18 protein-coding genes are annotated in these 18,960 nt (G+C 63.8%); 16 read left to right on the top strand and 2 right to left on the bottom strand.

The window, feature by feature from the left end:
• Positions 1 to 139: 139 nt before the first annotated feature.
• Positions 140 to 1,429, bottom strand: coding sequence for an HDOD domain-containing protein (locus DVDV_RS12635; RefSeq protein WP_075355011.1), 1,290 nt, complete (start codon positions 1,427 to 1,429; stop codon positions 140 to 142).
• 193 nt (positions 1,430 to 1,622) lie between these two features.
• Between DVDV_RS12635 and DVDV_RS12630 the strand changes: the two genes are divergently transcribed.
• Positions 1,623 to 2,636, top strand: coding sequence for a hypothetical protein (locus tag DVDV_RS12630; protein WP_075355010.1), 1,014 nt, complete (start codon positions 1,623 to 1,625; stop codon positions 2,634 to 2,636).
• Here DVDV_RS12630 and DVDV_RS12625 read toward each other — a convergent pair.
• Entirely contained in the window at positions 2,578 to 3,390 is an 813-nt protein-coding gene (locus DVDV_RS12625) for a glycosyltransferase family 2 protein (RefSeq protein WP_075355009.1), read from the bottom strand. The two genes, DVDV_RS12630 and DVDV_RS12625, sit on opposite strands and share 59 nt — an antisense overlap.
• Before the next feature lie 284 nt (positions 3,391 to 3,674).
• Between DVDV_RS12625 and DVDV_RS23435 the strand changes: the two genes are divergently transcribed.
• The 15 genes from DVDV_RS23435 to DVDV_RS12560 all read left to right on the top strand — a co-directional run bounded on the left by DVDV_RS23435 (position 3,675) and on the right by DVDV_RS12560 (position 18,944).
• Positions 3,675 to 4,322, top strand: a complete 648-nt coding sequence (locus DVDV_RS23435; protein ID WP_254845368.1) for a glycosyltransferase family 39 protein — start codon at positions 3,675 to 3,677, stop codon at positions 4,320 to 4,322.
• Between the two features lie 71 nt (positions 4,323 to 4,393).
• Positions 4,394 to 5,332 (top strand): hypothetical protein, encoded by a 939-nt coding sequence (locus tag DVDV_RS23430; protein ID WP_254845367.1) that lies wholly within the window; start codon positions 4,394 to 4,396, stop codon positions 5,330 to 5,332.
• Positions 5,329 to 5,772, top strand: coding sequence for a hypothetical protein (locus DVDV_RS12615; protein WP_075355008.1), 444 nt, complete (start codon positions 5,329 to 5,331; stop codon positions 5,770 to 5,772). The genes DVDV_RS23430 and DVDV_RS12615 overlap by 4 nt, the downstream gene beginning before the upstream one ends.
• A complete protein-coding gene (locus DVDV_RS12610) occupies positions 5,769 to 6,305 on the top strand; it encodes a hypothetical protein (RefSeq protein ID WP_075355007.1) in 537 nt (178 codons plus the stop codon). Before DVDV_RS12615 ends, DVDV_RS12610 begins: the two co-directional genes overlap by 4 nt.
• Before the next feature lie 126 nt (positions 6,306 to 6,431).
• Positions 6,432 to 7,715 (top strand): aminotransferase class I/II-fold pyridoxal phosphate-dependent enzyme, encoded by a 1,284-nt coding sequence (locus DVDV_RS12605; protein WP_075355006.1) that lies wholly within the window; start codon positions 6,432 to 6,434, stop codon positions 7,713 to 7,715.
• Positions 7,716 to 7,778: 63 nt separating this feature from the next.
• Entirely contained in the window at positions 7,779 to 9,032 is a 1,254-nt protein-coding gene (locus DVDV_RS12600; protein ID WP_075355005.1) for an ABC transporter permease, read from the top strand.
• Positions 9,025 to 9,729 carry an ABC transporter ATP-binding protein gene (locus DVDV_RS12595; RefSeq protein WP_075355004.1) on the top strand — a complete coding sequence of 235 codons (705 nt, stop codon included), beginning with the start codon at positions 9,025 to 9,027 and terminating at the stop codon, positions 9,727 to 9,729. The genes DVDV_RS12600 and DVDV_RS12595 overlap by 8 nt, the downstream gene beginning before the upstream one ends.
• A 134-nt stretch (positions 9,730 to 9,863) precedes the next feature.
• Positions 9,864 to 11,420, top strand: a complete 1,557-nt coding sequence (locus tag DVDV_RS12590; RefSeq protein WP_254845366.1) for a TolC family protein — start codon at positions 9,864 to 9,866, stop codon at positions 11,418 to 11,420.
• 1 nt (position 11,421) lies between these two features.
• Positions 11,422 to 12,369 carry an efflux RND transporter periplasmic adaptor subunit gene (locus DVDV_RS12585; RefSeq protein ID WP_075355002.1) on the top strand — a complete coding sequence of 316 codons (948 nt, stop codon included), beginning with the start codon at positions 11,422 to 11,424 and terminating at the stop codon, positions 12,367 to 12,369.
• Between the two features lie 5 nt (positions 12,370 to 12,374).
• A complete protein-coding gene (locus DVDV_RS12580) occupies positions 12,375 to 13,514 on the top strand; it encodes a hypothetical protein (RefSeq protein WP_075355001.1) in 1,140 nt (379 codons plus the stop codon).
• A complete protein-coding gene (locus DVDV_RS23425; protein WP_254845365.1) occupies positions 13,498 to 14,307 on the top strand; it encodes a hypothetical protein in 810 nt (269 codons plus the stop codon). Before DVDV_RS12580 ends, DVDV_RS23425 begins: the two co-directional genes overlap by 17 nt.
• Before the next feature lie 47 nt (positions 14,308 to 14,354).
• Positions 14,355 to 15,152: a hypothetical protein gene (locus DVDV_RS23420; RefSeq protein WP_254845364.1), complete on the top strand. Its 798-nt coding sequence runs from the start codon at positions 14,355 to 14,357 to the stop codon at positions 15,150 to 15,152.
• 57 nt (positions 15,153 to 15,209) lie between these two features.
• Positions 15,210 to 16,163, top strand: a complete 954-nt coding sequence (locus DVDV_RS12570; RefSeq protein ID WP_075355000.1) for a glycosyltransferase family 2 protein — start codon at positions 15,210 to 15,212, stop codon at positions 16,161 to 16,163.
• An 8-nt stretch (positions 16,164 to 16,171) separates the two neighbouring features.
• Positions 16,172 to 18,046, top strand: coding sequence for an asparagine synthase (glutamine-hydrolyzing) (gene asnB / locus DVDV_RS12565; RefSeq protein ID WP_075354999.1), 1,875 nt, complete (start codon positions 16,172 to 16,174; stop codon positions 18,044 to 18,046).
• Positions 18,036 to 18,944 (top strand): trans-aconitate 2-methyltransferase, encoded by a 909-nt coding sequence (locus DVDV_RS12560; RefSeq protein ID WP_139311615.1) that lies wholly within the window; start codon positions 18,036 to 18,038, stop codon positions 18,942 to 18,944. The genes asnB and DVDV_RS12560 overlap by 11 nt, the downstream gene beginning before the upstream one ends.
• The last annotated feature ends 16 nt before the right edge of the window (positions 18,945 to 18,960 follow it).

Raw genomic sequence — 18,960 nt, 5'->3', positions numbered from 1 at the left:
CCCGGCCGGCTCCCTTTTTCGGAGTCCGGCCGGGGCGTTTGTCTTTTTTCAGGAGCGCCCCGGAGAGGGGGGCAGTGCGTGGTTGCGGCCGGCCCCGGTTCGGGCGGCGGCCTGAGGGCCGGGCGGGGCGTCGGCCGGCTCAGGCGTCGTCGGGCAGAAACACCCGGATGATCTCGGCCGCCTGGACGTCGGCTGCGGCCACGGCCTTTTCCAGGCGTTCGGGGGTGAGCCCCAGGGTGGTCCAGGCCGGCGGCGACAGGGCCGGCACGTAGACCTCGCCGCTGGAGCCAAGGAGCAGGGCGTTGGCTGCGGCGTCGGCGGCGTGGATCATGGCCGGCATGAGCTGCCCCATGGGCGTCGGGCCGCCGTGGTGGTGGCGCACGGCCCGCTCCAGGTTGTCCGGAAACCGCCAGCGCCGCAGCAGCATCCCGCCCAGGGTGGCGTGGTCAAAGCCGAGCACGGCCCGTTCGGCCTCGCGCAGCGGGATGCCCTCGTTCCTGGCCTTGGCCAGGACATGGGCGCAGTGGCGGGGCAGGTTGCGGTAGAGCACCAGGCGCCCGACGTCATGGAGCAGGCCGGCGACAAAAAGCCGCTCCACCTCGAGATTTTCCCCGCTGTCGGCCGTGGCCGGCACGAGGTTGGAGGCGATGATGCCGCAGCCGATGCTGTGCTTCCAAAACGCCCGCATCTCCACCAGCCCTTCGGGCAGATCCTTGAAAATGCCGATGACCGAGATGCCAAGGGCCAGGGTGGTGAGCTGGCGGCTGCCGACGATGGTCACGGCCCGGGACAGGGTGTCCACTTTTACGGGAAAACCGTAAAAAGCGCTGTTGACCAGTTGGAGCAGTTTGGCCGAGAGGCTGACGTCCTTGCCGATGGCGCCGGCAGCTTCCTTGGCCGTACTGTTGGGGTCATGCAGGACCTCGCTTATGCGCACGAAGACGTCGGGTAGGGAGGTCAGCTTGGGGTCGGACTCGATAATGGCCATGGGACCGGGAGCCGGCGTGTCCGGGACCGGCGGCAGGGTGTCCAGAGCCACGGGGCCGGGCAGATCCAGGCAATGGGGGCCGCGGCGCAACAGCAGGTTGGCGGCCCGGGGCAGGGCCACGGAAAAAAGCGCGGCCTGGCCGATGTCTTCCCTGTCGGTGAGGGCAAAGCGCGGGGCCAGGGCCTTGGCCGCAGCGGTGAGATCAAGGGGCGCGTCCTCGGGCGGCTGCTGCTGGCCCTCCGGGCCCTGGTCCGGCCCGTCCCGGCCGGGCAGGGCGACCCAGGCCACCGCGTCAAGGACCTGCCAGGACGGCAGCAGGGCCACGTGGCGCGAGGACAGGACCGTGCCGCGCGGCAACAGCAGGATGCCGTCCTCACGGCAAAGATCCTCGGCCAGAATCATGTCCGGCTGCAGGGCATCAAGGGAAAGGCGTTGTTTCATGGGTTGGTCCGGTCCTGGCTGCAACTCTTTGCTCGTCATGATAACAAAAGTCCTGGAAGAAAAATGTCAAGGAAAAACGGGCGGCCCCTGCTCGCCGGGGAAGGCATGCAAGGACGACGCCAGAGATGTGCGGCAGGTAGATTGTTGCTGCGTCCCGGCCCGCCTGCCGCTAGAATGCGCCCGAGGAGCATCCATGGGAACAAAACCGCTGGCCGTCGTTATCAGCCTTGATGTGGAGGAAGAGGGGCTTTTTTCCGGAAGCTATCCCCGGGAGGGCGCGGGCCTGTCCAATATTGTTGAGCTTAAACGTCTGGAATTTCTTCCGGCCGAATTCGGGCTGCCACTCACCTGTCTGTGCGATTACCCGGTGCTGACCCACGGGCCAAGCCGCGACCTCCTGGCCGGGCTCATTGCCCGCCAGGGCGGGGAACTCGGGGCGCATCTGCATCCCTGGAACACGCCGCCGTTTCCCGACCTGCCCTGGCCGGAGCCGGTGAGCACGGCGGTGATGCCGACCGACCTCTTCCGGGCCAAGCTCGACAGCCTGCAGGCGGCCATGCGGGATTTCGCCGGCCAGCCGGCGGTCTCGTTTCGCATGGGCCGCTGGAATCTCTTTCGCCGGGCCATGGCCGAACTGCCCGGGGCCGGCTTCCGGGTCGATTCCAGTGTCGCGCCCCTGCGCCATGTGCCGGGCGGGCCGGACCATTTCCTGGCCCCGTGCGATCCCTACTGGGTGCGCCCTGGCGCTCCGGAAGATCGTGGCGCGCCGTCACTGCTGGAAGTCCCGACCACCCAGGTGCCGCTTGTTCCCGGCAGTCCGGGACTGGCCTGGGCCCTGGCCGGGCGGCTGCCGGCCTGGCGCGACGCCCTGCTTGGCGGCTTCATGAAAACACTGGTCCTGGGAGTCAATCCGGTCTGGATGCCCGAGGCCACCATGCGCCTGGCCGCCCTGGCCCATGTCCGGCGCGGCGGGCGGGCGCTGACGCTTTTCTGGCATTCCTCGGAACTGCTTCCGGGCGGCAGCCCGCATTTTCCGGACAGGGCCGCAGTGGACGCCTTTGTGGCGAAGGTCCGCCGCTTTGCCGGATGGCTGCGACGGACCTTCGACGTTTCGGGGACGACCCTGGGTGAACTGGCCGGGCCGGGCTTTAGCTGGCCGGCGTGCAGCCCGGAGTCTCGTCGGAATAGTACTCGGGATTGGGGCTAGACAGGCCGCGGCCGTTCTTGTCGAAAATGGCGTACTGCTTGTAGCCGAGCTTTTGCAGGCGAAACTGCATGGACGTCTCAAGGACGCCGATGCCGTAGGTGCAGCTGCGGCGGAAGTTGATGGAGGAGGCTTCCTCGAAATACTTGGTCGGGCAGGACACCTCGCCGATGCGGAAGCCGAAATAGACCGACTGGGCCAGCATCTGGTTGTCGAAGACGAAGTCGTCGGAATTTTCCCACAGGGGCAGCGTTTCCAGGACCTGCCGGGAAAAGGCCCGGTAGCCGGTGTGGTATTCCGACAGCTTGGCCGACATGAGCAGGTTCTGGGACAGGGTCAGGAAGCGGTTGGCCACGTACTTGTAAAGGGGCATCCCGCCGCCAAGGGCTGTGCCGCCGAGAATGCGCGAGGCAATGGCCACGTCGTATTCGCCGCAGGTGATGAGGTTGGCCATGGCCGGGATGATTTTCGGCGTATACTGGTAGTCGGGGTGGACCATGATGACCACGTCCGCACCGGTTTTGAGGGCCTCGGCGTAGCAGGTCTTCTGGTTGCGGCCGTAACCCCAGTTGCGTTGGTGGCGAAAGCAGCGCAGGCCCAGGGCCTTGGCCTGGTCAATGGTGCTGTCCCGGCTGCAGTCGTCAACGAGGATGACCTCGTCCACGATGTCCTTGGGCACTTCGGCGTAGGTACGTTCCAGGGTGGAGGCCGCATTGTAGGCGGGCATGACCACCACCACTTTTTTTCCGTTCATCATGGGCATTCGCTCCAGGGGGGTCGCCGGATCGGGGGCGAAACGGCGGGATGCGCCGCGATGAAATGAGTGTTCGCGGCCAAACGCGGAACTAATCCTGAAATCGGGTAGGCTGTCAACTGCCGCAGTGCAGACATTTGCGCCAAAAGGCCTCCGGGGACGTGCAATTCCGCCGGGTTGGGAGCCTCTTCAAATTTCCTCGCCCACCGCACCTGTTGCCGGGCGTGGCCCGGAAAACGCGGCCAAGGCTTTACAAGACGGCCCGCCTTCAGTACCGAAGGCGGGCCATGCCGCATACCCAGACGACAGCCGGACCGATTCCGGTCGCGCCGGCCTCCGGCCCATCCGCACCCGGCGTCCTCCCAGGCTGGGGACTGGCCGCCATACTGGCCCTGGCCGCCTTCCTTCTGTTCTACAACCTCGGCCAGCGGCCTTTCTGGCAGGACGAGGCTGAGACGGCCTGCCTGGCCAAAAACGTCCTGGCCACCGGCCTGCCGTACGCCTTTGACGGGACAAATGTCGTGTCCCAGGAAGAAGAGCGCGAGTTCGACAAGGTCGGCGGCTACCTCTGGCGCTGGTCGCCCTGGATCCAGATCTATCTGCAGGCAGCCGGATTCGCCGTGGGCGGCCAAACTGCCGCCGCCGGCCGGGTGCCCTTTGCCCTGGCTGCCCTGCTGGCCGTTTTCTGGACCTACCGGCTGGTGGCCCGCCATTTCGGCGACCGCTCCTGGGCGCTTTTGGCCGCAACGCTTTTGACCCTGTGCGTGCCCTATCTGCTCATTGGCCGGCAGGCCCGCTATTATGCGCCCGGGACGCTTTTTGTCCTGTGGACCCTCGACGCCTTTCTCTGTGACTGGCAGCGCCGCACCGGGCCAATTGTGGCCATGTTTGTCGGCATGATCCTGCTCTTTCATGCCAACTATCTGCTTTTTTAAGCTTTGCCCCAACAGCCCTGGCAGCCGCCCTGTTCGTCTACCCGGAAAAATTCCATCTGCGCCGGCTGTCCGTGCTGATCGGGGCCACGGCCGCCGTGGCCGTGGTTCCGGGCATCCTGCTCTACCGCATCGGCCGGCAAAGCGGCATGTTCGACGTCCTGCTCGTGCCGGAAAACCTCATGCTCTATTTCGCCGACCTGTCGATGTTTTGCATCCCGTTGCCGATCTCGGCCTACCTGGCCTGGCGTTGGCGGCGGTTTTTCACCCGCCTGGAGCGTCCGGCCGAGGCCGGCGAGCGGTTCGTGCTTTTTTCCGCCGTGCTCATCGTCCTGAGCCTGCTTTTTCTGGGCATCGTGCCCCAGCGCTTTTTCCGCTACATCGCCCACCTGCTGCCGCTTTGCGCCATCCTGCTGGCTTTTTGCGTGCGCCGGCTGTGGGATTTCTCCAGGGTCTCGGCGGCCATGCTCTTTTTCCTGCTGGCCCTGACCAACTGGCTGGCGGTCTATCCCATGGAGCGGCTCAAAATCGTCAACCGGCCCTGGCAAAACGATTTCCGGATGCTCACTTCGAACAATTTCCCGATCAAGCTCTTTGTCACCGAACTGGTGTGCGGCTATCCCGACGTGAATACGGCCATCATCGGTTTTTTTGCGGCGAATGCGAAACCCGGCCAGACCATCGTGGCCGAATACGGCGACCTGCCCCTGCAATTTGCCCTGACCGGCGTGCGGGTGCTTGGCGGCCTGCAGGGGCCGGTGCCGCCGGACACGCAACCGGACTGGGTGCTGCGCCGCCGGGTGGTGCGGGTCAACCGCGACCGCTTCCTGTTCGGGGCCAGGGAATTCACCGACAGACTGGATTTGGCCCGCGACTACGAGCGCGTGCCCCTGCCTTTCCCGGATGAGACCTTTGGCAACCGGACCGATGATCCCAACCACCATTATTTCATCCCGGTGGAGGCTCCGCAAAAGGAGCTTGAGATCTGGCGGCGCAAGGAGGCTTCGAAATGAGGTTTCCCCCGGCCCGCGAGACGGTCGTTCGCCTGCTGCTGCTCGTGGCCCTGGGCGGCACCCTCTATAAAGGCTTCATGAAGACGCCCGAGGCAGCCAGCAATCTGACCCCGAAATCTTTTTTTGACGGGCTGGTCAACGACGGCGAAAATACCGCCATCATGAAAGAGCGCCACCGCGACGTGCTGGAAGCCACAGACAAGGCGGTCCGGGTCCGCCTGGAAGAGCTGCGCTCCGGGGCCTACCGGCCGGAGCCGGGGTCGCTTGTGTCCGAGGAATCCCTCGTGCGGGCCATCCGCAAGGACGAAGCCACCCGGGCCCGGGCGACCGACGACGAATTGCGGGCCACGGAAAAGCTCGAGCGGGCCAGACGCCTGGAAGCCGCCGGCTGGCGCATGGGGCTGCTCCCCTGCCCGCCGGCCGGGGAGGGCCGGCCATGAGCCTTTCCCGGCGTTTCCTGCGCCTTTTTTCCCTGGCCCTTTTGGCCGTTCTTCTGGCCGGCGTGGCCGGGCTTGTCTGGTTCGGGGCCTGGCACTATCCGGCCCTGGGGCTGGCCGGCATCCCCAAGGACGGCTACCGCCGGGCCATGGACATTGCTGCCCGGGGCATGACCGCCACCGACGGGCTGGTGTTTGAGGACTTCGATTTCCTCAAATACCGGGAAGTGGCGCGCGGCGGCGAGGCCTATGCCTGGGGAGCGGCCCGGTGCAAGGCGGCCGACGGGTCCACGACCTTTTACTGGGTGTATCTGGAGTGGAGCAAGAAGCGGGGCCAGTGGCTTCGCAACTACAGCCTGGAGCTGGCCGCCCCGGATGACGAGATCTATTTCACCCGCCAAAATCCCGGCCAGTTCGGCCGGGCTAGGCTGGCGGCGGGCAAGCTGCTCGGCCAGCTCGCCTCCCGGGTGCGCGAGGCCCTGGCCGCCCGGCCGGTCGCCGGCAACCGCCCAGACTTGCAAAGCCCCGGTCTTTGACGTATTGGCCGTTGTTCCCGGCCGATATGCGGGAACCGGCATGGCCAAAAGGCCGACACTACGGCTGGCGAATTCTGCCCAACCCGAGCCGTCGTTTCCAAACCACGCGAGGAACCAACGAACGCCATGAGATTGCGCCAACGCTGCGAGCAATTCAATGCCCTGCACTCCCTGATTTCGGCCCAGGGCATTAATCCCTATTTTCGCCCCATCGCCAAGACCTGGGGGACCGAGGTCGAGGTTGCCGGCCAGCGCCTGGTCATGATCGGCTCCAACGACTACCTGGGACTGAGCCACGATTCCCGGGTCATGGACGCCTCAGCCAAGGCCGTTTACCAATGGGGCACCGGCCCCGGCGGTTCCCGCTTTTTAAGCGGCAACATGGTGCTGCACCACCACCTGGAGGAGCGGCTGGCCGAATTTATCGGCAAGCGCTTTGCCGTGGTCCACGTCACCGGTTTCAGCACCAACCTCGGGGCCCTTGGCGTCCTGGTCACGCCGGCCGACACCGTGCTGTGCGACCGGGAGAACCATGCCAGCATCTTCGAGGGTGTCAAAAACACCAAGGCCCGGCTGGTCACCTTTGCCCATAACGACGCCGCCCACGCCATGAAGCGGGTGGAGGACGCCAAGGCCCTGCGGCCGGACGGGGACGTGTTCCTGGTCACCGAAGGCGTCTTCAGCATGTCCGGCGAGCTGGCTCCGCTCGACGAGATCGCGGCGGTCAAGGACGCCCACCCCGAAGTGGTCTTCTACCTCGACGACGCCCATGGGCTCGGGGTCTTCGGCCGGGGCGGACGCGGCAGCGCCGACCATTTCCGCATCACGGACAAGGTCGATTTCATCATGGGCACCTTTAGCAAGTCCATGGCCTCCATCGGCGGCTTTATTGCCTCTGACGACGAGGACATGCTGCGCTATCTGCGCTACCAGTCGCGCACCCAGATTTTCTCCGCCGCCCTGCCGGCGGCCAATACCGTGGCCGTGCTCACCTGCCTGGACATCCTCACCCGGGAACCCGAGCGCGTGGACCGGCTCCATGAGGTCACCGTGCGGATGCGCCAGGCGTACAAAGACATCGGCCTGCGCATCGGGGCCTCGTCCTCGCCGATCATTCCCATCATCATCGGCTCCGACGAGAAGGCCTTCCAGTTCTCCCAGGCCCTGTTCGAGGCCGGGGTGTTCGCCCTGCCGGCCGTGTACCCGGCCGTGCCGCGCGGACAGGCGCTGATCCGCACCGCCTACATGAGCACCCACCAGGATCGGCAGCTCGATTTCGTGCTGGAAGTCCTTGAGAAGCTGGCCAAGGAATTTCGCATTCGGGAATGCGACCTCGAAGACGAGCCGACCTACGCCGAAGGCGACGAGGAAGGCGAAGCCGGGGCCAAGGCCAAGCTGTCCTACTTGTAAGCGAGGCGTCCCGACGTATGGGGACGACGTGATCTGGGCGCGGTTGCGTCCGGGCGAATCAGTATGGCCATAGGAAAACGAAAAAAAATCACGGCTGCCGAGCTTGACCGTATCCGCCGTCGCGGAGCCGGGCCGCTGCGGTACTACGATCTCGTGCGCGTCAGCGTCCGCGAGGTCTTGCGCAAGCGTCGCCGCTACATCGGCGTCCTTGCCTCTATTGCCCTGGGCATGGCGGGATTTATCGTCATCATCACCATGGGCAATGATCTGAAAAAGAACTTCAACAACGACCTCGACCTGCTCGGCGGCGCGACCATCATCAACGCCATGTTCGAGCAGGCCCAGCTCGAGCGCCAGGAATGGTTCCGCGAGCGGACGCTCGAGGCCATCGGCCGGGTGCCCGGGGTGCTGGACACCACCAAGGTGGCGCTCAAGGCCAATGCCGTCACCACCTGGCACGACCGGCTCTACGGCTTCAACCTGGTCGGCTGCGAATCCAACTACTGGAAGGTCTTTTCCTTTAACGCCGCAGTCGGGCGCCTTTTTGACGAGCGCGACGTGGAGGAAGGGGCCCGGGTGTGCGTGGTCGGCGCGGATCTGGCCCGCCAGATCTTTGGCGGCGAGAAAGAGGGCCTGGGCCAGACGCTGTCCATCGACGACAATCTCTACACCGTTGTCGGCATTCTCGGCGGCGTGCGGGCCGGCGACCGCAGCCTGTTCGTCTTTTTGCCCATCACCACGGCCCGGGCCCGGGTGGTCGGCATTTCCCAGCCCTACAGCGCCTATATCCGTTGCGCCACCTGGGACGACGTGTCCACGGTCTCGGCCGCCCTGCCCGGGGTGGTCAAGGCCAACCAGACGGACCGGGGGCTTCGGATCAACGTGGCCTGGGAGCCGCTTAAGCAGGTGCAGCGGATTTTCTGGTGGGTGGAGCTTTTCATCTACAGTTCGATCGTCGCCACCATGATCCTCGGCGGGTTTGGCATCTGGAACATCATGATGGCCACCGTGACCAGCCGGACCCGGGAAATCGGTCTGAAAAAGGCCATGGGCGCGCTGGATTCCGACATCCTCTACCAGTTTCTCTTCGAGGCCCTGTGCGTGACCTTGTCCTCATCGGTTTTCGGCGTCATCCTGGGACGCATCGGCATCGAATACATGAGTCGGATGCTTGGTTCGCGCCCGCCCGAAGGGCTGTTTGTCATCTGTCTGTTCATGGGCCTGGCCTTTGCGGCGGTCCTCGGTATCGGCGCCGGTCTTTATCCCTCCATCCGGGCCAGCCGGATGCAGGTCGTGGATGCCATGCGTTATGAGTAACGGATACGACATCACCGACGACAACGCCCTTGTCATCGACATCAATCATCTGACAAAGAACTATAATACCGGGGCGGGCGACATCACGGTCCTTAAGGATGTGAACCTGCACGTGCGTCGGGGCGAGATGGTGGCGGTCATGGGGCCGTCGGGGTCGGGCAAATCCACCCTGCTTTTTATCCTGGGGCTGTTCCAGCCGCCAAGCACCGGCGGTTACAAGGTGGCCGGGGTGGACGTCTTGTCGCTGTCGCGCGACCAGCAGGCCATCTTTCGCCGGGAAATGCTCGGGTTTGTTTTCCAGACTTGTGACCTGCTTGAAAACTCGACCGTGTACGAGAACCTGGAACTGCCGTTGATCTATGCCGGCGTGCGCCGCAGGGAGCGGCCCGACCGGATTCGCGAAGCCCTGCGCATGGTCAACCTGGAACACCGGGTCCATCAGCCGTCCAACCGGCTCTCCGGCGGCGAGCGCCAGCGGGTGTCCATTGCCCGGGCCCTGGTCAACGAACCGGAGTTTATTTTGGCGGATGAGCCGACCGGGCAGCTTGACCGGGAAAACAGCCTCCGTGTATTGGAGTATTTTACCAAGATCACGGAAGAAGCGAGAACGGCCATGGTCGTGGTCACCCATGACAACATGACCGCTGAACATTGTACGAGAAAATGCGTCCTGACGGACGGGTATTTAAACGGGTAACGCTCGACGGGGAGGAGCGCATGGCCAGGAAACTGTCCTTTCGGCAGGGGTTGCCGGCATCCGGGGGGGATGTCGCAGGCCGCGCTTTCGCGGCGGGGGTGCTGTGTTTTTTTACTGTCGCCGTCTTGAGCGCCATGCTTTTCGGGAGCGCGCTCACGGGTTTTGCCGCGCCCGGCGACCGGTATACCAAAGATAAGGTCAAGGGGGCTGCCGCTGCCGCCCCGGCCCCGGAAGCGCCCATGCCCCAGGCTGCGGCCAAGCCCGCCGCCGACGACCCGGCTCCGAGTTTTTCCAAGGCTGCCGGCTCCCTGGCCCTGGGGTCCACCCAGCTCAAATCGCCGGCCGACTTCAACGAGTGCGTGCGCGTGGCCCTGGCCCAGTCGCCGCTGCTGACCAAGAGCGCCATCGAGATCGAATCCAAGCGTCTCGACGTCGGGGATGCCTACTCCCAGTATATTCCCACCATCGTCATGAGCACGACGTTTTACATGCGTCTGCCCGAGTATAAAAACACTGTCGCCCCGACCGCCTATTCGTCGGTGCTCAGCAATGCCTCCTCGGATGCGACCCAGAACCTGGCCAACTCCATTTCCGCCTCCAACGCCGTCTATGCCGGCAACTCGGCCAACCGCAACCGGAAGAAATACGACCTGAGCTTTTCCACCGGGGCCTGGAACCCGCTGTTGACCGCCTTTGACGTCCAGGCCAAGAAAGAGTTGGCCAATATCGCTGTCTTGTCCCACCTCAAAGTCATTGATCAGGGGCTCAAGCGCCTGGGGCTCACCTATCTGCAGCTTGGCATGACCGATTCCATGATCCGCATGGCCAAGGAAAAGGAAGAGCTGGCCCTTAAAAACCTTGAATACGTCAAGACCCGCGCCGGCCTCGGCCAGGGCGCCCAGCTTGATGTGCGCATTGCCGAGACCAGGGTCAATCTGGCCCGCACCGAAGCCGAGAAGATGCGCACCACCAAGTCCGTGCTTCTGGACGAACTGAAGTTTATCCTTGGCGTGCCCTTTATCCAGAAGGTCGAGTTGTCCCTCAACGACGCCCCGACCCAGGTGCTTGAGGAGTTCAACCCGTCCACCATCACCGACGAGAGCCTCAAGAAGCACTCCTTTGCTCTGCGCATCCATGAATACGAAAAGGCGCTGCAGAAAAAAAGCATCGCCCTGTCCTACATCCACTTCCTGCCCACCTTCTCCTTTGGGTTCACCTCGGTGTCCACGCTCAACAACACCAGCTATAAAGACGACACCTCGACCCTGCCGTTTATGTATCCCAACCTGACGCTTAATATGCCCTTCGATCTGTGGACCAAGGGACGCGACGTCAGCCGACAGTACAAGAAGATGGCCCAGCTCAACGTCGAAGGCCGCAACCTGGAATTCTCGCTCATGAGCCAGTTCCAGCAAGCCCTGGCCAAGTTGCGTTCGGCTACCTCGGAAGTCAAGTTTGCCGAATCCTCAATGGAACTGCAAAAGCTCACCGTGCAACAGGCCCAGTTCCGCTTTGACTCCGGCCAAGCCGAATACGATGCCATTGTCAAGGCCATGGGCGACTTCCTCGACAGCAGGCAGAACCTGCTCGTCAAGCAGTATGACCGTGACTCGGCCATGCTGGAAGTCCGTTCCGTTTCGGGCGAGTTCCAGGATCGCTACATCAATGCCACTGTCATGGAGAGCATCTAACATGATATTACGCGCCGCGCTTCTGGCGGCCGGACTCGTGCTGGCCGGACCCTGCGCCTCCCTGGCCCAGGCTCCGGCCGCGCCGGCTCCCCAGGCCGAAACAGCTGAACGGGCCTCGTTTCGGCCCACGGACATCAGCTTTTCCGGCAAGCTCTACAGCCCCGTCAAACTCTCGGTGTTTCTGCCCTACAACGCCAAGATCCTGAATCTTTCCGGTCAGATCGGACAGCAGGTCAAGCGCGGTGACGTCCTGGCCACCTACGAGATTCCGCTGGAAACCCGGATGGACGAGAAGACCAAACTCTCCCCGGCCAGCATTAAGGATCTCGAACACAAGCTGGCCGTGGCCGACAAGGAAATCGACCGTCTCTCCGCCAAGAGTCGTGAGCTGGAAGCCATGAGCCAGCGCAACATGGCCTCGCAGCAGGCCATCTCCATGAATAACAAGGAAATCGAGGTGTACCGCAAGGATAAGGCTGCTGTTACCGAGCAGCTGAACCTGGCCCGGGATCTCCTCAGCGACCGGGTGGAACTGGCTGAAGATCATTTCGGCAAGGGTGTGGGCATCGGCAAGGTGCCCAAGGACGGCATCATCAAGGCCCCCCACGACGGTTTCGTCATGTGGATGAACCCGGAACTGCGGGCCGGGGTCAAGCTGGCCAAGGAAGCGGAACTCTTTCAGGTCGGGTTGCTCAATCCTATGATCATCCGGGCCCAGGTCCACGAGATCGAGGCCCAGAAGCTCAAGGAAGGCCAGCCGGCCGTGGTCACCTTCGACTCCATCCCCGGCAAGAAGTACGCGGCGTCGGTGTCGCGCATTCCCTGGGCTCCCATGCCGGCCGCCCTGCAGCAGCCGTCCTACTATGAGATCGAGCTGACCATTCCGAACCCGAATGCCGAGCTGAAAGAAGGTCTCAAGGGTCAAATCACTATTCAGCCCGGCAAGTAGCCCCTATGACGCACGCTCCCCTCGTTATCGAGGTTGTCGCCTCTGCGGCAGACCTCGACGCGTTCATTCGTTTTCCCTGGGAAATCTATCGCAACGACCCCATGTGGGTGCCGCCGCTTATTCCCATGCAGCGGGATTTCCTGGATCGCAACAAAGGCCCGTTTTTCGAGATCGGCCAGGCCGAATACTATCTGGCCCGCCGCGACGGTGTGGTGGTGGGACGCATCTCGGCCCACACCAACGGCCTCTACGAGCAGCACCACGATACGGAAACCGGTTTTTTCGGCTTTTTCGAGTCGGAAAACAACCAGGAAACGGCCAACGCCCTGTTTGAAGCTGCAGCCGCCTGGGTGCGCGGCAAAGGCAAGATCCGCATCCACGGACCGCTGTCCTTTGGCATCTACGACGAAGTCGGCTTGCTCGTTGACGGCTACGATTCGCCGCCGTCCATGATGCAGACCCACAACCCGCCGTACTATGAGACCCTGATCACCAACTGGGGCTTTGCCAAGACCTACGACTGGTACGCCTACCGCATCAGCCGCAAGCCCGGCATGGATGCGGTCAAGCTGGCCAAGCTGCGCGATTCCATTCTCACGCGCCAGAAATGTGCCATTAAACCCATTCCCCGCAAGGAATTTGCCAAGCGCGGGCCCCAGATCAAAGAGCTTTTCAACGACATCTGGAGCAAGAACTGGGGCCATGTGCCGCTGACCGACCGGCAGTACGAGGACCTCTTTGTCACGCTGCAGCCGCTGGTGCGCCCGGATCTGGAGAGCATGATCCTGGACGGCGACGAGGTGGTGGCCTTTGCCGTGGTCTCGCCGGACATGAACCGGTCGGTCAAAAAATTCAACGGCAAGTTCGGGCTGTGGCAGAAACTGCAATTGCTCTGGGACTGCCGGGTCAAGCCGCTCACCCACTGTCGGGCGATCATCATGGGCGTGGCCCGCTCGCACCAGTGGAAGCGGCTCCACCACGCCATCATCATCAACATCATCGTCAATTTCCTCAATAATCATCCGAATATGGAATACTGCGACTGTTCGCTCATTCCGGAATCCCTGGAGCAGTGGAACAAGACGCTGACGGATTTTGGCGGCGAACGCTACAAGGTGTTCCGCCTCTATGACCGGGCTGTCTGATCGGCCGATCCGTCGCTCGGATTGGCTGCTGGTCTCCCTGTGTTCCCTGGTGGTCTACGCCCTGGCCCACCGGCTGGGGCTGGCCTCGCCCTCTGTCGTCAACGACGACGTGCGCCAGCAGTTGTTCTGGATGGCCCGCTGGCTCGATCCGGCCCTGTATCCGTCTGATTTCCTGTCCGATTATGCCGCCGCCTATGTTCCGGCCGGGGTCAAGGCCCTGTACTTCGGCGCAGCGGCCGGCTTCGGCCTCGATCCCCTCTGGTTTTCCAAGATCCTGACCGGGGCGCTGTTTCTCGTCCTGGCCCTGGCCCTGTTCGGCCTTGGCGCCACCCTCGAAGGACCGATCCTGGGCTGGTTTGCCGCGTCCATGGCCTGGCTTATGCCGTATTTCCTCAAGAACATTTCCGGCGGCCTGTCCCGGGCCTTTGCCGGGCCGCTCTTGGCCCTGTTTCTCCTGGCCTGGATGCGACGCAGCGGCCGGGGCATGGCCTGGGTGCTGCTTCTTGAAGCCGCCACCATCCCCTACATTGCCATCCTGTGCGCCGGGTGCGCCTGCCTTGACGCCCTGTTGGCCCGGTTGACCGACCGCCCGGCTGCCCCGTTTCCGGCCCGGCCGGTCCATGGGCTGGTGCTGGCTGCCGCCGGCGCGGCAGTTTTTGGCATGAACCACGCCATGGCTGCCCAGGGCTACGGTCCCCTGGTCGGCCGGGCCGGTCTGGCGGCCGGAGTGGAATTTTACCGCTGCCGGCCGGCTGGAGCTTTTTTCCGCTGCCAAACCCCTTCCTTGATCTGATCTACTGGCCCTTTGAAAGTATCGGCCTGTTTCTCGAATGGGGTCTTGTGCCGGGCATCCTGAGCCTGGCCATCCTGGCCCCCATCCTCTTTTTCGGCGCACGCCGCGCCCCCTGGCGTGCGCTTGCCGCCAAGGCCCGGCCGGCGGCCATGCTCCTGGCCGGGTCGCTTTCCCTGTACATCCTGGCCCGGGCCATTGCCCTGGCCCTGTTCGTGCCGGACCGCTACATCGCCTACACCATAAACCTGCTCTACGCCCTGGCCCTGGCCGTGTGCCTGCGCCACGCCCTGGCCGGGCTCTTGGCCCGCCGGGGCATGGCCGTGGTCCTGGCCCTTGCGGCCGTGGTCCTTGGGGCATGGCGGCTTACCGGGGTGGGGCTCTACGATTACCGGGCCGATGCGCCGCTTTTTGCCGCCGTCGCCGAACTGCCCAAGGATACCGTCCTGGCCGGCAATGCCATGGATATGGACAACGTGCTGACCTTTGGCCGGCGAAACGTGGTAGCCTCCTTTGAGCTGGCCCATCCCTGGAGCCTTGGGGCCTGGAAGATCATGCTGCCGCGGCTGGCCCATCAAGCCGAGGCCTATTATGCCAAGGATGCCGCAGTGGTGCGGGAGTTTGCCCAGGCTTACGGCGTTTCCTATATGGTGGTGCGCGAGGCCGACCTGACTCCCGAGGCCATGGCCCGTGGGCCGCTTTTCGCCCCCTTTGACGCACGCATCCGGGAGCTGGCCGTGGTGCCGGGCAATTTCGCCCTTCTCGACGGGGCGAATTTTCCCTATACCAGCCCCGAGCCGGGGGTGCGCCTTGTGGATGTGCGACCCGTCGCCGGGAAGGCCCCCTGACGGTGACGGGCCCTACCCCGCCCCCAAGCCTGTAACCTCCGAGATACGGCGGGAACCATGCCGCATATGCTTTCCATCATCATTCCGCTTTACAACGAGCAGGACAACATCGAGCCGCTGTATGCCAAGCTCGACCACATCCTGCCCACCCTGGGCCAGCCCTACGAAATCATCCTGGTCAACGACGGCTCGTCCGACGACACCCGGGAGCGCATCGACGTCCTGGCCAAACGCGACGAACGGGTCCGCGTGGTCCATCTGCGCCGCAATTTCGGCCAGACCCCGGCCATGATGGCCGGCATCGACATGGCCCGGGGGCATATTCTCATTCCCATGGACGGCGATCTGCAAAACGATCCGGCCGACATCCCGAGGCTTTTGGCCAAGCTCGACGAAGGCTTTGACGTGGTCTCGGGCTGGCGCAAGGACCGCAAGGACAATCCGATCAAGCGCAACCTGCCAAGCAAGATCGCCAACTGGCTCATCTCGTTTATTTCCGGCGTCCACCTCCACGACTACGGCTGTTCACTCAAAGCCTACCGCCGCGACATCATCAAAGGGGTCAAGCTCTACGGCGAGATGCACCGCTTCATTCCCATCCATGCCGCCTGGCAGGGGGCGCGGGTCACGGAAGTGGGCGTCACCCACCATCCGCGCATCCACGGCGAGTCCAAGTACGGCATGGAGCGGACCATCAAGGTCATCTTGGACCTCATGACCGTCAAGTTTCTGGATAAGTACGCCCAAAAGCCCATGTACCTGTTTGGCGGCTTCGGGTTGGCCAGCATTGCCTGTTCGGCGTTCTTTTTCTTCTTCATGCTCTTTTGCAAATTTTTCCTGAACAAGAGTTTCATTGAAACGCCGCTGCCCCTTGGCGTGGTCATGTTCATGCTGATCGGCATCATGGCCATTTTCATGGGCCTTATTGCGGAAATCCTGATGCGCACCTACCACGAGTCCCAGGACAAGCCGACCTATCTCGTGGACTGCACCCGAAACTGCAAGGAATAGACGCTCACGTGTGCGGCATCTGCGGTTTCATCGGTCCGGGCGGGGCAGGGGAGCTTGCCGCCATGAACGCGGCCCTGGCCCGGCGCGGCCCGGACGGGGAGGGGACTTTTGTTGATGCCGCCTGCGGCGTCCATCTGGCCCATCGCCGTCTGGCCATCATCGACCTCGAGGGCGGGGCCCAGCCCATGGCCACGGCCGACGGGGCGCTGGTGGTCACCTACAACGGCGAAATCTACAACCACCTCGCACTGCGCCGGGAGCTTACCGCCCGGGGCCACCGCTTCGTCTCCGACCACAGCGATACGGAAATCCTGCTCCATGGCTGGCGGGAGTGGGGCGAGGATCTGCCGTCGCACTTAAACGGCATGTGGGCCTTTGCCCTCTACGACAAGCCGCGGGGGCTGCTCTTTTGTTCCCGCGACCGTTTCGGCAAAAAGCCTTTTTTTTATGCTGCGGCAGCGGGTTTTTTCGCTTTTTCCTCGGAACTGGCCAGCCTCATGGCCCACCCCAAGCTCACCGACCGGGCCGTGTCCCGCACGAGCCTTCGCAAGTATTTCGCCTACGGCTTCATCCCGGCCCCAAACGCCCTCTACGCCGGCACGGCCAAACTGCCGGGCGGCTGCAACCTGCTTCTTGACGTGGGCGATCCGGTGCCGCAGCTGCGCCGCTGGTGGACATTTCAGCTGGAGCCGGACCAGGGGCTGCTTGAGGCTCCCCAGGCGGCGGTTGCCGGGCGCATTCTGGAACTGCTCGACGCGGCCGTGGCCCGCCGGCTCATGGCTGACGTGCCGCTGGGCATTTTCCTGTCCGGCGGGGTTGATTCCTCGGCCATAACCGCCCTGGCCGCCCGTCATGCCCCGGATATCCGGGCTTTTTCCATCGGCTTTGACGATCCGGCCTTTGACGAATCGGCCAAGAGCCGGGAAGCGGCCGCAGCCCTTGGCATCGCCCGCCAGGAAGCCCGGCTCACCCTGGACGCCGCCCTGGCCCTTATGCCCGAGATCGTCGGCCGGTTGGACGAGCCCATGGGCGATGTGTCGCTCATTCCCACGGCGCTGTTGTGCCGCGAGACCCGCCGCCACGTCACCGTGGCCCTTGGCGGCGACGGGGCGGACGAACTTTTTGCCGGCTACGACCCTTTCCGGGCGGTGCGGGCGGCCGAGTGGTACAGCCGGCTGACGCCCAAACCCGTCCACCGCGCCCTGGCCCTCCTGGCCGGCCGGCTGCCGGTCGGCCACGGCTATATGGCCGCAGGGTTTAAAATCAACCGCTTCCTGCGCGGCCTGTCCCAACCGCCGCGCCTGTGGAATCCGGTCTGGCTCGGGCCCCTTGACCCGGCCGAACTGGCCGACCTGTTTGCCGAACCAATCGACCCCGAAGACCTCTACAGCGAGGCCATTGCCGTCTATGAGTCCTGCCGGTCCCGGGACATGATCGACCGCACCATGGAATTTTACACCCGGCTCTATCTGCAGGACGATATACTGGTTAAAACCGACCGGGCCGGCATGATGCATTCCCTGGAAGTGCGCGCCCCGTTCCTGGACATCGAGCTGGTCGATTACGTGCGCACCATTCCGGCTGCCCTCAAATACCGTCAGGGCATCACCAAATACATTCTCAAAAAATCCCTGGAATCGGTTTTGCCCTCGAGCATCATTTACCGCAAAAAGCAGGGTTTCGGCGTGCCCATCGGCCGCTGGCTGGCGGACGGGGCCTTGCCCATGGGACCGGCCTCACCGCTTGAAGCCGACCTCAATGCCGCGGCCATCGAGGCCCGCATCGGCCAGCACCGGGCCGGCCGGGCCGATCACCGCCTGTTTTTGTGGAATCTCTGGGTCCTTCGCCACATGGACCTGGGTGGAGGCCGCCTTGCGTTTTGACAGCCTTGAATATGTGGCCCTTCGGGTGCTGCGACGGTTTTTTTTCACGGAAAAGCGGCTGGCCGCCTGGGGCAGCCGGTTGCCGTACTACTGCGTCAACCAGGGCGTCACCGACCCGACGGCCATTGCCGCAGCCTACGCCGACGATCTCGGCCGCCTGGGCGTTCCCGTTCCGGGCAAGCGCATCATCGAGATCGGCTGCGGCTCGGCCAACGGGGCCGGCTACGCCCTGGCGGCCATGGGTGCCGCCTCGGTGGTCTGCCACGAACCCTACGCCCTCCACGACGTGGGCCTGGACGCCAAGCACCTCGAAGCCATGGTGATCCGCCATCCCGGCGTGAAATTTTCCGTGGTGCGCCGGGTGGCCGCCCTGACTGACGAGCCCGACGCCTCGGCCGACATCATCGTGTCCAATTCGGTGCTGGAGCATGTCACCGACACCACTGCCCTTTTTGCCGAGCTGGCCCGGCTGCTGGCACCGGGCGGCGTCATGCTCCACCGGGTCGATTACCGCGACCATTTCTTCAAATATCCCTTCCATTTCCTGCTCTATTCCAAACGGGTCTGGAACTGGTTTCTCAATCCCGGCGACCTGCCCCGCTGGCGCTACGACGACCATGCCGCCACCCTGGCCCGGGCCGATTTCGACGTCTCGGTTCTTGATTTTACGCGCGACGAAGACGGTTTCGACGCCATCGCCGACCGGCTCCACCCCGATTTTCAGGACCGCGACCCGGATATCTTGAATATTGTCCAGGCGACGTTGGTGTGCCTCCGGCGGCCAGGAGGGGCGTTGCCCCTCCTGGACCACCCCACCGGGGGGACTGGTCCCCCCGGACCCCCCCGACTGGTGGAGTTGGCGCATGACTTTCGACACGTCCGCCGACACCCCCATTGAAAGTTTTTGGGGAAGG

It is taken from the genome of Desulfovibrio sp. DV (assembly GCF_001936595.1).
Lineage (GTDB): Bacteria > Desulfobacterota > Desulfovibrionia > Desulfovibrionales > Desulfovibrionaceae > Solidesulfovibrio.
This window is presented reverse-complemented; position numbering and strand designations above follow the sequence as displayed.